Source organism: Miniphocaeibacter massiliensis (genome assembly GCF_900232905.1).
GTDB classification, from domain to species: domain Bacteria; phylum Bacillota; class Clostridia; order Tissierellales; family Peptoniphilaceae; genus Miniphocaeibacter; species Miniphocaeibacter massiliensis.
In genome coordinates this window covers 257,853-273,470 of record NZ_OCTQ01000001.1, presented here as the reverse complement: position 1 = coordinate 273,470, position 15,618 = coordinate 257,853, and the positions used below count along the sequence as shown (strand labels likewise).

The 15,618-nt window shown below is 26.0% G+C and carries 14 protein-coding genes; 1 reads left to right on the top strand and 13 read right to left on the bottom strand.

The genetic code is table 11. From position 1 onward, the window contains the following. Positions 1–15 precede the first annotated feature (15 nt). From mtaB to lepB (CS899_RS01355), 11 genes are all read right to left on the bottom strand, one after another. Positions 16–1,314 carry a tRNA (N(6)-L-threonylcarbamoyladenosine(37)-C(2))-methylthiotransferase MtaB gene (mtaB, locus tag CS899_RS01405; protein WP_099203178.1) on the bottom strand — a complete coding sequence of 433 codons (1,299 nt, stop codon included), beginning with the start codon at positions 1,312–1,314 and terminating at the stop codon, positions 16–18. A gap of 10 nt (positions 1,315–1,324) precedes the next feature. Continuing rightward, a complete protein-coding gene (locus CS899_RS01400; protein ID WP_099203177.1) occupies positions 1,325–2,050 on the bottom strand; it encodes an RsmE family RNA methyltransferase in 726 nt (241 codons plus the stop codon). Continuing rightward, positions 2,043–2,978 (bottom strand): 50S ribosomal protein L11 methyltransferase, encoded by a 936-nt coding sequence (gene prmA / locus CS899_RS01395; protein WP_099203176.1) that lies wholly within the window; start codon positions 2,976–2,978, stop codon positions 2,043–2,045. Before prmA ends, CS899_RS01400 begins: the two co-directional genes overlap by 8 nt. Beyond that, entirely contained in the window at positions 2,968–4,104 is a 1,137-nt protein-coding gene (gene dnaJ / locus CS899_RS01390) for a molecular chaperone DnaJ (RefSeq protein ID WP_099203175.1), read from the bottom strand. The genes prmA and dnaJ overlap by 11 nt, the downstream gene beginning before the upstream one ends. A gap of 118 nt (positions 4,105–4,222) precedes the next feature. Beyond that, on the bottom strand, positions 4,223–6,046 hold the full coding sequence (gene dnaK / locus CS899_RS01385) for a molecular chaperone DnaK (RefSeq protein ID WP_099203174.1): 1,824 nt from the start codon (positions 6,044–6,046) through the stop codon (positions 4,223–4,225). Positions 6,047–6,062: 16 nt separating this feature from the next. Continuing rightward, entirely contained in the window at positions 6,063–6,593 is a 531-nt protein-coding gene (locus CS899_RS01380; protein ID WP_242491846.1) for a nucleotide exchange factor GrpE, read from the bottom strand. Between the two features lie 12 nt (positions 6,594–6,605). Then, a complete protein-coding gene (hrcA, locus tag CS899_RS01375) occupies positions 6,606–7,640 on the bottom strand; it encodes a heat-inducible transcriptional repressor HrcA (RefSeq protein WP_099203172.1) in 1,035 nt (344 codons plus the stop codon). 87 nt (positions 7,641–7,727) lie between these two features. Continuing rightward, complete coding sequence (gene hemW / locus CS899_RS01370) at positions 7,728–8,864, bottom strand: radical SAM family heme chaperone HemW (protein ID WP_099203171.1); 1,137 nt, start codon at positions 8,862–8,864, stop codon at positions 7,728–7,730. A 39-nt stretch (positions 8,865–8,903) separates the two neighbouring features. Further along, complete coding sequence (gene lepA / locus CS899_RS01365) at positions 8,904–10,712, bottom strand: translation elongation factor 4 (RefSeq protein ID WP_099203170.1); 1,809 nt, start codon at positions 10,710–10,712, stop codon at positions 8,904–8,906. An 8-nt stretch (positions 10,713–10,720) separates the two neighbouring features. Next, on the bottom strand, positions 10,721–11,248 hold the full coding sequence (lepB, locus tag CS899_RS01360; protein ID WP_099203169.1) for a signal peptidase I: 528 nt from the start codon (positions 11,246–11,248) through the stop codon (positions 10,721–10,723). Positions 11,249–11,257: 9 nt separating this feature from the next. Continuing rightward, positions 11,258–11,788 (bottom strand): signal peptidase I, encoded by a 531-nt coding sequence (lepB, locus tag CS899_RS01355; RefSeq protein ID WP_099203168.1) that lies wholly within the window; start codon positions 11,786–11,788, stop codon positions 11,258–11,260. Positions 11,789–11,932: 144 nt separating this feature from the next. Here lepB (CS899_RS01355) and rpsT point away from each other — a divergent pair, with 144 nt between their 5' ends. After that, positions 11,933–12,196 (top strand): 30S ribosomal protein S20, encoded by a 264-nt coding sequence (gene rpsT / locus CS899_RS01350; protein WP_099203167.1) that lies wholly within the window; start codon positions 11,933–11,935, stop codon positions 12,194–12,196. 42 nt (positions 12,197–12,238) lie between these two features. On the opposite strand, the gene holA is transcribed toward rpsT, so the two are convergent. Both holA and CS899_RS01340 read right to left on the bottom strand, forming a co-directional pair. Continuing rightward, positions 12,239–13,225, bottom strand: a complete 987-nt coding sequence (holA, locus tag CS899_RS01345; protein WP_164995812.1) for a DNA polymerase III subunit delta — start codon at positions 13,223–13,225, stop codon at positions 12,239–12,241. Beyond that, entirely contained in the window at positions 13,222–15,579 is a 2,358-nt protein-coding gene (locus CS899_RS01340; protein WP_099203165.1) for a DNA internalization-related competence protein ComEC/Rec2, read from the bottom strand. Before CS899_RS01340 ends, holA begins: the two co-directional genes overlap by 4 nt. Positions 15,580–15,618 lie beyond the last annotated feature (39 nt).

The window sequence follows — 15,618 nt, the reverse complement described above, 5'->3', positions numbered from 1 at the left end:
ACTTTTCACCTCCTACTAAACTATTATACCAAATACTTCATCATTTTGTATATCAGTAATTTTAACTTTTTTAATCTTATTTATATAATTTTTATTATATTTTGCATTCACCCTAATATAATTAGTTGAATAACCACTCAGAATATTGTTATTTGATTTTTCTTCAAATAAAACATCCACTCCAGTTCCTATAAATTTATTTAAAAATCCGTTTGTAAGTTGAAGTGATTTTTCAATTAATATAGAGCTTCGTTCTTTTTTTGTATTTCCGTCTACCTGATTATCCATAGATGCTGCAACGGTACCTTTTCTAGGAGAGTATTTAAATACATGAACTTTTGAAAATGCTACTTTCTCTACAAAATTCAACGTATCTATAAAATCAATTTCATTTTCATTAGGAAATCCAACAATTATATCAGTTGTTATTCCAGCATTTGGAAAATATTTTCTAATTAGCTCAACTTTTTCTAAGTACTCTTTTGTGTTATATCTTCTATTCATTAATTTTAATATTTTATCTGATCCACTTTGTAGTGATAAATGGAAATGATCACAAAATTTACCTGTACTTTTAGCTCTATTAAGGAAATCTTCAGTTACAATTCTAGGTTCTAAAGAGCTAAGTCTTATCCTATTTACTCCAGATATAGAAGCGACTTTTTCAATAACATCAATTAATGCACTTCCATCTTTAAAATCTAAACCATATGAAGCGGCATGTATTCCTGTAAGTATAATTTCTTTAAATCCATTTTCGCCTAGTCTTAAAGCTTCACTATATATATTATCTATGTTTCTTGAGCGAATAGGCCCTCTAGCATAAGGTATTATACAATATGAACAAAATTGACTACAACCTTCTTGTATTTTTATATATGCTCTTGTCATATGTTCCTGTTTAGATATAACTAAATCTTCAAAAGATTTATTCTTTTTGATATTTTCAACTCTATTAATAATTTTGTTGCTAATTCTTGCTTCTTCACAATATTGAACAATGTCTGTTCTATTTTTTGTCCCGAGAATGACATTTACTCCTTCTATTTTCTCTATCTCTTCAGGACTCACTTGTGAATAACAACCAACAACCGCAATGATAGCATTAGGATTAATTTTTTTACTTTTAGAAATAAATTGTCTAGATTTTCTATCACTTAAGTTGGTGACAGTACAAGTATTTATTACATATATATCACAGTATTCGTTATTTTCTAAAACTTCATATCCCTTATTTACAAAAAGCTCTGACATAGCTTCTGTTTCATATTGATTTACTTTACAACCTAATGTTAAAAAACTTACTCTTCTCATTCTACTCCTATTAAAAGTCGCCTATTTCATATTGTAGTATTGACAAAATATTTAATGGCGCCGTTTCTGTTCTCAATATCCTTGGACCTAATGAAATAATGTTAAAACCTTTATCTTTTAAATTAAGTATTTCTTCTTTTTCAAATCCACCTTCAGGTCCTATTACTATTTTTATATTATTATAGATATTACTTTTCAATATCTCTTTTAACTGTCTGTTATCACTATCTTCATATGCAACTAAGCCTAACTCATCTTTCTCTAAAATTAAGTCATTTATTTTTACAGGCAGACTTATTTTCGGAATTGAAATTCTATGAGATTGAGATGCAGCTTGTTTAGAAATTTTATTGTATCGTTTAATTCTAGTATCAAGATTTTTATCTTTTAATTTTACTATAACTCTTTTTGTAATAAGAGGAGTAATTGTTGTAACTCCTAACTCTACAGATTTTTGTATTATATAGTCAAATTTATCGCCTTTTGTTAAACCTTGATATAAATGAATATTTAATTTTTCAAGGTTTAAATTTTCTAATTCATTTAAAATAAATAGTTTTAGTAGTTTATTTTCAATAGATGAAATATTACAAATATATATTTTTTTATCTATTACTACTTCAACAGTATCATTTAGCTTTAACCTAAGCACATTATTAATATGATGATAATCTTCACCATCTACATGAATAATATTATCAATTTTATCTGATGCTTCCCTAAAAATTCTATGCATTTATATACTTAGAAAGAATGCAAACCCAATCTTTCTTTTCCTTTATTTTTTCAATTTCAAAACCAAATTTTTTTAAACTTTCTACAATAAGTTCTTTCTTTTCTTTAATTATTCCTGAAGCTAAAAAATATCCATTATTTTTTATTATCTTTGTCATATCTGGAATCAAAGTAATAATTACATCTGCTAAAATATTTGTAATTACAATATCTGCATCTTCAAACTTATTTTCTAATAAATCCCCTTCTATTACCTCAATTATATCTGTAGTATTATTGAATTCAGAGTTTATTTGAGCAGCTTCTGCACTTAATGGATCTATATCTATAGCATATACTTTATTTGCTCCTAATTTTGCTGAAACAATTGAAAGTACACCTGATCCAGTACCTACATCATAAACAATTTTACTTTTGTTATCTATTTCCTGTAACATCTCCACACATAAAGAAGTGGTCTCATGCGTTCCTGTACCAAAAGCCATGCCCGGATCAATTTCTACAATAATATCTTTCTCTTTTTTATTGTACTCTTCCCAAGAAGGTTTTATTACTATACTTTCTCCAATTTTAATTGGTTTATAAAATTTCTTCCATTCTTTAGACCAATCTTGGTTTTCAATAATTCTAGGAGTTTTCACTTCGATATCTTTGCTAATATTATTTAGTTGCAATTTTATATTTGATATTGTAGATTCACTATTCTCATCTTTGATTATATATGCCTTTATAATTATATTATCTAACTTTTCAATCAAATTATCATCCAATTCAATCCAGTAAGGTTTTTTATCTTTTAAATCTAAAAAAGTTCTATAATCTATTATTTCTATAGCTTCTATTTCGTATTTATATATTATGGAATAAATAATATCTTCAAATTCAATTGGAGAGTTAATTGTAAATTCTATCCATTTTTTATTTTCCATCAAATTTGTCCTTTATCTTTTCGAATATATTTCTTTTTTCTTTGCCTTCAATATATTCTTCAGCAGATTCTTTAGAAAATTCTAGTAATAATTCTCTTTGTTTATCTGTTAAGTTTTTAGGTGTAATTATTTGAACATCAAAATATAAGTCACCTTTTTCACCGTTTTTTCTATTTAATATAGTAACACCTTTATCTTTAAGTCTAAATCTAGTTCCTGTTTGAGTTCCTTCAGGTATTGTAAATTCTTCAGTACCATCTAATAACGGGATATTTATTGTAGCTCCAAGTGTAGCTTGAGTGAATGAAATTGGCAGATTATAATAAATATCATATCCTACTCTATGGAAAAATTCGTGCTCTTTTACAGTTATAATTAAGTATAAATCTCCATAAGGTCCTCCCTTAGTTCCAGCGTTACCTTCACCTCTTAAATTTATAACTGAATCATTGTCAACCCCAGCAGGTATTTTAACTTTAATATTCTTATTAACCTTTACTTGCCCAGAGCCTTTACATTCATGACATTTATGTTCTATAATTTCACCAGTTCCATGACACTTATCACAAGTAGCAGTTCTTACAAAAGTTCCAAATGCAGAATTTTGAGTATATCTAATTTGACCTGTTCCTTGACATTTATCACAAACTGTTTTTGAAGTTCCTTTCTCTGCACCAGTTCCATTACATTCTTTACAAGTATCCATTTTTCTTATAGATATTTCTTTTTCAATCCCAAAAACAGCTTCTTCAAAAGTTAAATTAATTCTCATTTGAATATCTGAACCCTTTTTAGGAGCATTGTTATTACGAGCTTTTTGAGAAAAACCTCCTCCAAAGATATCGAAAATATCTCCAAAGATATCTCCAAAATCCATAGAAAAACCTCCTGAACCCATTCCACCATTTGTAAAAGCGGCTTCTCCATATCTGTCATAATTCGATTTTTTTTCCTCATCACTTAGTACTTCATAAGCAAAATTAATTTCTTTAAAAGTCTCATGAGCTTGTTCATCCCCAGGATTTAAATCTGGATGATATTTCTTTGCAAGTTTACGGTACGATTTTTTTATTTCAGCTTGACTAGCAGAACGCTCAACTTCTAACAATTCATATAAATCTTTCATTAACACCCCAACCTTAATTTATCTTTACTAAAACATTTTACTAGATATTTCATAATATTCAAACAATAATAAAGGCTCATGAATTCATGAGCCTTTATTATTAAATTTGTTACATCAATTATTTATTTTCATCATCATCTACTACTTCATAATCAGCATCTACCACATCTTCTTCTTTGTTGGCATTTGTGTCAGCGGATTGATCAGTATTTTGTCCATATAATTTTTCTGACATTTTATATAATTCTTGAGTTAACTCTTCAGTTTTGTTTTTAATATCATCTGAGTCTTCAGAATTTATTACTGCTTTAAGTGCTTCTATCTTAGAAGTCACATTATTTTTTTCATCTTCAGAAACTTTATCCCCTAAATCTTTGATAGTTTTTTCTGTTTGATAAATAACTGATTCTGCGTTATTTTTATTTTCAATTAATTCTTTTCTCTTCTTATCTTCTTCGGCGTGTTTTTCAGCTTCATTAACTTTTTGTTTAATTTCATCTTCTGACATTTTAGTTGAAGAAGTAATAGTCATTTTTTGTTCTTTTCCAGATCCTAAATCTTTAGCTGTAACATTTACAATACCATTAGCATCAATATCAAAAGATACTTCTATTTGAGGTACTCCTCTAGGTGCAGCAGGTATATCTGCTAACGTAAATTTACCAAGTAAAGTATTATCTGCAGCCATCTCTCTTTCACCTTGTAATACAACTATTTCTACATTTGTTTGACCATCAGCAGCTGTTGTGAATACTTGGCTCTTTTTAGTAGGTATTGTAGTATTTCTTTCTATAAGTTTAGTAGTTACTCCTCCTAAAGTTTCAATTCCTAGAGATAACGGAGTAACATCAAGCAATAATAAATCCTTAACTTCACCACTTAAAACTCCACCTTGAATTGCAGCTCCCATAGCAACACATTCGTCTGGATTTATATCTTTTTGAGGTTCTTTACCTATCAATTGCTTAACAGATTCTTGAACTGAAGGTATTCTAGTAGAACCACCTACTAATAATACTGATTGAATTTCACTTGGTGAAAGTCCAGCATCTTTTAACGCTTCTCTTACTGGAACCGTAGTTTTTTGAACTAAATCTTCAGTTAATTCATCAAATTTTGATCTTTTTAAATCTATATTTAAATGAGCTGGAACTCCATTGATAGCTGTAATAAATGGTAAGTTTATATTTGTACTCAATGTTGTTGAAAGTTCTTTCTTAGCTTTTTCAGCTGCATCTTTTAATCTTTGTAGTGAAGTAGGATCTTGTCTTAAATCCAATCCATTTTCTTTTTTAAACTCTTCAGCTAAATAATCTATGATTTTATTATCAAAGTCATCTCCACCAAGTTTGTTATTTCCTCTAGTAGCTAATACTTCAAATACTCCATCTCCAACTTCTAGTATGGATACGTCGAATGTACCTCCGCCAAGGTCGTATACCATAATTTTGTGTTGGTCATGATCTTTGTCTAAACCATAAGCTAAAGCTGCCGCAGTTGGTTCATTTATAATTCTTTTTACATCTAATCCTGCAATTTTTCCTGCATCTTTTGTTGCCTGTCTTTGACTATCTGTAAAGTATGCTGGAACAGTAATAACTGCTTCTGTAATAGTTTCTCCCAAATAACTTTCAGCATCTGATTTTAATTTTTGTAAAATCATAGCAGATATTTCTTCTGGAGAATATTTTTTTCCATCTATATCAACTTTATAATCTGAACCCATATGTGTTTTTATAGAAGCTATTGTTCTACTTGGATTTGTGATAGCTTGTCTTTTAGCAGTTTCTCCTACTAGTCTTTCTCCATCTTTAGTAAATGCTACAACAGATGGTGTTGTTCTATTTCCTTCAGCGTTAGGTATTATTGTAGAAGTACCACCTTCCATAACAGCTACTGCTGAGTTTGTTGTTCCTAAATCAATTCCTATAATTTTTCCCATAATTTATTCCTCCTAATTATTCACTTACTTTTACCATGCTAGGTCTTATTACTTTATTATTTAATTTGTATCCTTTTTGAAAAGTCTCCATTATAGTTCCTGAATCATATTCATCACTTGGTTCCATTAATATTGCTTGATGCAAATTATGATCAAATGGCATGTTATTGGATTTAATTTCTTCCAAACCTTCTCTACTTAAAACCTCTTTAAAATTATCGATTATAATTTTAATTCCTTCAGTAAATTCATTACTTTCTTGTTTATGTTCATAACCTCTCTCTAAGTCATCTAATATAGGTAATAATTTTAATATTAACCCCTCATTAGCTAGTGCTATAGATTGAGATTTTTCTTTTTCAATTCTATTTTTAAAATTCATGAAATCAGCTTGAAGTATAGCTAAAGAATTTTTTAATTGCTCAGTCTCATCTAGATCTTCTTTAAGAACATCTTCACCTTCTTCTTCGTCGATATTATCTGAGTTTAAAACTTCTTCATTTATGATTTCATCGTCATTCACAACATTATCTTTCTCTTTTGCCATCATTACACCTCATTAATCCATCATATTTACTATTTTCCAAGAAATGTTATTTAATGCGATAATAGTATTTTTATAGTCCATTCTCAACGGACCTATTACTCCTAATTTTCCTACATAATAATTATTTAAATATATATTCGTTAAAAGTAGGCTATTATTTTTCAAAGTAGGTATTTCTATTTCTGATCCTATATAAACATTTACATGCTCATCTATTTTTCTATTTAAAAGATTTATAATATTTTCTTTTTTTTCTATAAATTGGAAATATTCTTTTACTTTTTCTAAATCGTTGTATTCTGGAAAATTAAATATATTAGTTACTCCGTAATAATTAGATTTAACACTTCCAAAATTTAATATTTCAGCTTTTAAAATATTAAAAATAATATTAAATACATTAAAAAATTTATTATATTTATTAATGGCTATACTTAGACTTTCTTCAATATCATCAAGATTAACTATTTTTTTTACCAAACTATTAATAAGAAAGTTTATTTTTTTTAAGTCCTCTGCAGTTATGTCTTCATTAATGTTGAAAACAGTGCTGTTGACTTCTCCATTTCTTAATACTGAAAGTAAAACATAATCAAATTTACTAATTCTTAATATTTCAACATGATATAATCCAATGTTTTTAGGTCTTTCTAATGAAGAAACAACTGTATAATTTGTAATAGAAGCTAAAATTTCAGCAGCTGTATCTATTAATTGTTCCACATTTATATTTATATCATTTTGTTTTATTTTTATAGCGTTACTTTCCTTGTTAGAAATTTCTTTTTTGAAATTTTCAATTAATTCATTAACATATAATTTATATCCTCCTTCCGAAGGTATTCTACCAGAAGAAATATGAGATTTATTAAGAAGTCCTAATTCTTCTAAATCACTCATTTCATTTCTTACTGTTGCAGCACTTACACCTATATTGGGATCTTTAGAAATAGTTCTAGATCCTACAGGTTCAGAAGTTGATAGATAATTCTCTATTATAGAAAATAATATGTTTTTTTTTCGAATATCTAATTCTTTATTAGTCATTAGAATCACTACTTTTTATATTATTAGCACTCGCTTACCTCTAGTGCTAATAATATAATAATACCTTTATCCTCTTTTGTCAACACTTTATATATTAATATCAACAAAAAATTTATTTGATATGTTAAACCCACTTTGTGTAAATAAAATATTTCCGTTAATAATTTCTATAAAACCTAATTTCATATAATTTTCTAAAATGTTTTTATTCAACTTTATAATGTCGTAACCGAAAGTTTCTTTTAATTCATTAATATTAACTCCTTTGGTCAATCTCATGTTCATAATTATTTTTTCAAATATTTTGTCTTTTGTATTTAATTTTTCAATATTTGATAAAGGCTTTTCTCCTTTGTGAATTAAGTTTTTATATTCATTATATTTGTTAACGTTAGTATATCTATGCCATTCAAGATAACCTGATGCACCTATTCCTATTCCCAAATATTCTTTAACATTCCAATATTTTAGATTATGTTTAGATTCATATCCTTTTTTTGAAAAATTTGAAATTTCATATTGTACTAAATTAAATTTTTCTAATTCAGATATTATAACGCTGTAAATTTCTCTATCTTTCTCCTCATCTGGAAGCGAAAGTTTATCTTCTTTGCATAATTTATGAAACCTGGTATTTTCTTCAATTATCAAACTATACCAAGAAATATGTTCAGGATTTAATATATTTATGTTTTTTATATCATAAAATATATCATCAATAGTTTGATTGGGAAGTCCCATCATTAAATCAAAACTAATATTTTTAAAACCAGCTTTTCTAAGCATAGACAGGTCATTAAATACAATATTAGTATTATGACTTCTTCCTAAAGACTTTAATAAATCATCGTTAAAACTTTGTACTCCAATAGATGTCCTGTTAATTCCTATCCTTTTATAATCATTAATTTTATCATAGCTTATAGTTCCTGGATTAATTTCAATAGTATATTCTAAATCTTTAGATATATTAAAGTATTTACATATTATATTGTTAACCTCCACTATATATTTTGAATCTACATAACTTGGAGTCCCTCCACCTATATATATAGTATCTATAATACAGTCTTCCAATTTATTTTTATACATTTCTATTTCAGTTAGTAATAACTTAAAATATTCATCTATTCTTTTATCTTGATAAGGCATAGTTGTAAAATCACAATATAAACATTTGCTCTTACAAAACGGAATATGAATATATAAACCTATTTCTTTCATTTTCTCTCCATAAAAAATCTCATAGCAATTGCTATGAGATTAATCTTCATCATATTTAAGTACAGATAAGAATGCTTGTTGAGGAACTTCTACTGAACCTATTTGTCTCATTCTCTTCTTTCCTTCTTTTTGTTTTTCTAGTAATTTTCTTTTTCTTGAAATATCTCCACCATAACATTTTGCTAAAACGTCTTTCCTTAAAGCTTTTACAGTTTCTCTAGCAATTATTTTCGAACCTATAGAAGCTTGAATTGGTATAGCAAACTGATGTCTAGGTATTTCATCTTTTAATCTTTCAACAATTACTCTAGCTCTTTCATATGCTTTTTCTTCGTGAACTATCAATGAAAAGGCATCTACTAAATTACCATTTATTAAAATGTCTAATTTTACTAATTCAGATTTTTCATATCCTTTTAATTCGTAATCTAATGAAGCGTATCCTCTTGTTTTTGATTTTAACGCATCAAAAAAGTCATAGATAACTTCATTTAATGGCAATGTATAGTTAATGTTAACCCTTTTTTCATCAAGGTACTCCATATTTATAAAGATTCCTCGCTTATTTTGACAAAGTTCCATAATAACTCCTACGTAATCCTTAGGAGTCATTATATTTGCATCAACAATAGGTTCTTCCATATATTCTATTAAAGTAGGGTCTGGTAAATTGCTTGGATTTTGAATTTCTAAAACTCCCCCTGATTTTTTAGTTACTTTATAAATTACAGACGGAGCTGTTGTAATAACATTTAGGTCAAACTCTCTATCTAAACGCTCTTGAATTATTTCCATATGTAATAATCCTAAAAATCCGCATCTAAAACCGAAACCTAACGCAACTGACGTTTCAGGTTCAAAAGTTAATGATGCGTCATTTACTTGTAATTTTTCCAAAGCTTCCCTAACATCCGAAAACTCCTCTCCCTCTGCTGGATATATACCACAATAAACCATAGGAGTTACTTTTTTATATCCTGCCAAAGCCTCATGTGTTGGATTATTTGCATCAGTTATAGTATCTCCTACCCTTGCATCTTTTACATTTTTTATACTTGCGACAACATACCCTACATCTCCAGCATTTATGGAATCTACCTGAATTGTGCCATGTGCACTATATCCAACTTCTGTGACCTCAAATTTTTTTCCAGTGGACATCATCTGTATCGTCATTCCAGGCTTTATTACTCCTTCAAAAACCCTAATATATGATACAACACCTTTATAACTATCGTAATATGAATCAAAAATAAGAGCTTTTAATGGATTAGAATCTTCTCCTTCTGGTGAAGGTACATTTTTAACAATATCTTCTAATACATCAACTATATTTAAACCTTCTTTTGCAGAAATAGCAGGTATATTTGAGGCGTCAAGTCCAATTATTTCCTCTATTTCTTTTTTTGCAAATTCTATGTCTGCAGATGGTAAATCTATCTTGTTTACAACAGGAAGTATTTCTAAATCTTGGTCTATAGCTAAATAAACATTTGCTAATGTCTGAGCTTCCACTCCTTGAGTGGCATCTACTATTAGAACAGCTCCTTCACAAGCAGCAAGACTTCTTGAAACTTCATAGTTAAAGTCTACATGTCCTGGTGTATCTATTAGATTTAACATGTAATTTTCTCCATCAAGAGCCTTGTAAAATAACTTTATAGCTTTTAACTTTATTGTTATTCCACGCTCTCTCTCTAAGTCCATACTATCTAGTACTTGACTTTCCATTTCACGTTTTGTAAGCATACCTGTTTCTTCAATTAACCTATCTGCCAAAGTTGATTTTCCATGATCAATATGGGCTATTATTGAAAAATTTCTTATATTTGACTTCTTTATATTCATATAATCTCCTAAATTCCACCAATATTATTGAAAGGATAAAACCTAAAAAAAGCTATACCTTTAATTGAATCTCTAGATATAGGTCCAAATGTTCTACTATCATTACTTTCTGGTCTATTATCTCCTAATACAAATATTTCTCCACTCTCTATTTTCCATTGGGATATATCACTATATTTTGTATAACCATTTGTGCTAGTATAATCTTCTTTTACGATTTTATCATTAACATAAATTTTATTATCTTTTATTTCTATAGAGTCTCCTTCTTTACCAATAACTCTTTTTATATAATTTTTATTTTCTTCAATTGGACTTTCAAATATAATAATATCTCCATATTCTAAGTCATTTTTAAAAAAAGATAATTTATTAACTAATAATCTATCATTGTGATTTAATGTTGGGTACATACTTTTTCCATCAACAAGTGTAAAATCAATTACAAATAATTTTACTAAAATAACCAAAACTAAAACTACCAAAATAGTTTTAATTGAATTTAAATTTTTAGAATTTTTTTCTTCATTATCCATAAAATTCCTCTAGATTTTCCCGATTTTACTTAATGGAGAATATCTAAAAAAAGCTATTCCTACTATGGATTTTTTTGATATAGGACCAAATGATCTGCTATCGTTGCTTCTTGGTCGATTATCTCCCAATACAAATACTTTCCCCTTTCCTATTTCCCATCTATTTTCGTTATAATAAATAGTTTCACCATTACTACTAGTGTAATCTTCTTTTAACATATTGCCATTTACATAAACTTTGTTATCTCTTATTTCAACAATATCTCCTTCAATACCAATAACTCTCTTTATAAAATCTTCTCCTTCGTTATTTGGGTTATGAAATTCAACAATATCTCCTCTTTCGACATTGTCCACCAAAAAACTAACTTTGTTTACAAATAACTTGTCATTAGTTTCTAAGGTAGGCTCCATACTTACACCACTAACTAATGTAGAACTCAAAAGAAAAGTTTTTATTATTAAGGCTAATATTATTGCAGAACATATCATTACAATCCATTCAAAGATTTCGCGACCAGTACTTTTCTTTTTTTTCATTTTATCACTCCATAATAATCTCTCGAATAATTATATCATAAAGAAAGTTAATATAGAATTTATTAATATCCAAATAATTTATTTCTCTTGATTTTTACTAGTCACTATTATATAATATTAACGTTACGTTTAGGAGGTGAAATAATGGCAAATATTAAATCAGCAATAAAAAGAATTGATACAACAAAAAGACAAACTTTAGAGAATAAAGCTAGAAAATCAGAAATTAAAACTTATATAAAAAAATTTGAAAGTGCTGTTTCAGCTGAGAAATTCGAAGACGCCAGAGAATTATTAAAGTTAATAGACAAAAAACTTAAGAAAGCTTCTTCTAAGAATGTAATACACAAAAATGCAGCTTCTAGACAATTAAGTAGATTAAGCAAAAAATTGAATTCAAGCAAATAAAAAAGATAAGATAATGTATGAGGATCCAATACATTATCTTTTTTATTTTAATGTATTTAATATATACTTTTCTATTGTTAGTTCTGGCTTTATTGATGACGATTTTAATTCAACTTCTGTTTCATATGATAAATGAAAAGCTCTCTTTATCTCATTGTATTTCCAATACTTTAACTTTGATTTAATTTTATTTATTTCATAAGTAGATATAGAGTATTTTTTACTAGCAGTAGATGCTTTTATATTTAATCTTTCACATTCTTTAACAATTAAGATATTTCTCAATGTTCTTAGTACCATATAAAAAATTTGAAAAGGATCAGATGAATTATTTATTAATTCAAAATATATTCTCATAGCCTCTGAAGATTTTTTTCCAGAAATAGCATCTGTTAATTTAAATATATTAGTTTCAAATGAATTAGTAAATAATTCATCAATATCTTCCGCCAAAACTTCACTGTTTTTTTTATTTTTATATATTTTTACTAATTCATTATTTAAATCGAATAGATTTTTATTTAAATCTTTATTTAAGTAAGCTGATTTATCTATAATATAATTAATAACTTTTTTTGAAGCTATTACTTTGTTTTCTACTAATTTGTTATATATATAATTAAATAACTCCTGTGAGTTAAGTTTCTTTATGTTTTTTATCTCACCTACCTTTTCGATTTTTTTATATAGTTTCCCTTTAAATACTTTTTCATTATATGAATTTATAATTAATATGCTTGAAGTTGGTATATTATCTAAATATTTAGTTAATAGTTCAAATTCATTGTTTTTTGATGATATACTATTTTTTGTTAAATCTAAATTATCAACAATTACAATCTTACTTTCATCAAAAAAAGGCAAAGTTTCTAAATTTTGATTTATAAGATTAAATGAAAATTTACTAGAATCTATTTTTATTAAATTAAAATCTATGTAATTAATATTTAGTTTTTCATTAATCAAACTTTCATTTAATTCATTAATAATGTATTTTTCTTCACCATAAAACAGAAATATGTTATTCAATATATCTTCCTTTCATTTCTTAAGTATATTTTAATAAAGCAAATTATAAGAATAGAATATATAAAAGTTAGTACAACCCTTGGATTATCTATAAAACTTCTCAAATAGTTTGAATTGTCATAAATATTAAAGTTGTTTTTATTAAAATTAATAGTCACAAATCCATCAAAATCAGTTCTTTTTAAAATTATATTCATGTCCTTATATAAATTCACAACTTCATCACTTGGATGATTATATTTATTATTTAATCCTACAGATATTAATGCTAACTTAGGATTTACTTTTTCTATAAATTTAATATTAGAGCTGGTTTTTGAGCCATGATGAGGAACTTTTATTATATCAGACTTAATATCTTTGTTTAGTATAGATAATTCCTTGTTTTTTTCAATATCACCAGTTAATAATATTGAACTATTTTCAACAAATAATTTCAAAATAACAGAATCTTCATTTTTGTTGTTTAATCCATTTCCCATACCAATAACTTTTATTTTAGCATTATCATAAGTAAATATGTCATTTTTATTTAATTCTTTATAATTGCTATCTATTTTATATTTTTCTTCTAAAATACTTTTACCTTCATTCGCTCCATATACTTTTGCATTTTTATAATAATTTAAAATATCTTTTAAATTACCTGAATGATCTTCATCAAAATGAGAAATAAAAATAGAATCTAATTTTTTTACTTTTTTATATTTAAGTAAGTTTAGGATTCTATCTGAGTTACTTTCTCCAAAAATTTTTCCACCTGTATCAAATAAAATATTGTGATTTTCTGTTGATAATAAGAAACTATCTCCTTGTCCTATATTTATCATATTAAAAGTTATCGGATTAGTAATACCTAAATATAAAATGCAAAATACTAAATAACTAGGTACTAACTTAAAAAACATATTATTTAAAATATTGATGTTGTTTTTTAATAAAATAATATTTTTAATAAAAAATATTGAAATAGCGATAATAATATACAATAAAATTAAATCTGAAAAATTTATTTTATTATCAATTGTTAATTTACTAAAGATACTATTTAATCCTATTAAAATATTATCTTCTATAAAAAACAAAAAACCTATAATGTTTAACACAATAAAATTAAATATATATATATTACTAACTATTAAGTATAAAAAACCTAAAGTAATAATTATTGTCAATAAAGGAATTACAAATATATTTCCTACAAATGTTCCTAAAGGCAATTCTCCAAAATAAAACAATTGTAATGGACATATCAATAAATTAATGGAAAGGGTTAAATAAAATATATTTATTATTGAACTATCTTTCTTGTTTTTATTTTTTATTATTGGATAAATAGTAATTATGCTTAAAGTAGCTAAAAATGAAAATTGAAACCCCAAATCATAAATACTCATTGGAAGCATCATCAAAATTATTATACAGGCAAAAGATAAAGTTTTTATAGGCATCTTAGGTTTTTTTAAAATGAAAGCAATAAAGTCTACTACTATAAAAATAAAAGCTCTAATTGCTGAATTTGGAAATCCTATTAATAAACAATAAATAAAAATTAAAAAGATTGAAATGGTTAGCTTTATTTTTTTATTTATATTAAATATTGATAGAATTAAGTCTATAAATATTTTCAATAGTACTATGTGAAATCCACTTATAGAAAGTATATGTAAAATCCCTAAATTTCTATAAATATCCGTTTGGTTTTCTTCCATTATACTATTCCCTGTTATAACAGAAAAAATTGTATGTTTAATATCTTTATCAAAATCAATCAATGAATTTTCTACAAAATCATAGAAAGTTCTTCTACTTTTCAATAATACATCTTCTGATAACCCATCTACTTTAATATTGTCTGAATAAGAATAATAGTATGTTTTTTTTGACAACAGGTAATTAAAATAATTTAATTCTCCAGGATTTTGATTCCCTCTGGGAACATATATTTTATCTTCAAAACTTATTTTATCCCCTATTTTTAAATCTATAGACTTATCGTTTAAATATAAAACCATATCTTCAGATATTTTTTTATCCAGTTCTACATTAGTTAAAAATACTGTAAATTTTTCATTCTTTTTATTTATATCTTTAACATCCGCTGTAACAGTATATACTTTATTGTCTTTATTATAATCAATTTTATCAATGCATATTTTAAAATTAATTATAGATATTACAAGCAAAAATATAGCTATACCTATAATATTTAAATTAGTATTTTTCATAAAAAATAAATATACAGCAAAAAAAGATACAATAACTACTAAGACTGTATCCATTTTAAAATAAGTATTAAGTGTAATTCCAAGTAATATGAATAAAGCTATATAAATTATTGGATATTTTTTCATATACTATTCCTTTTTCAATGATTCTTTTATTATATCAAA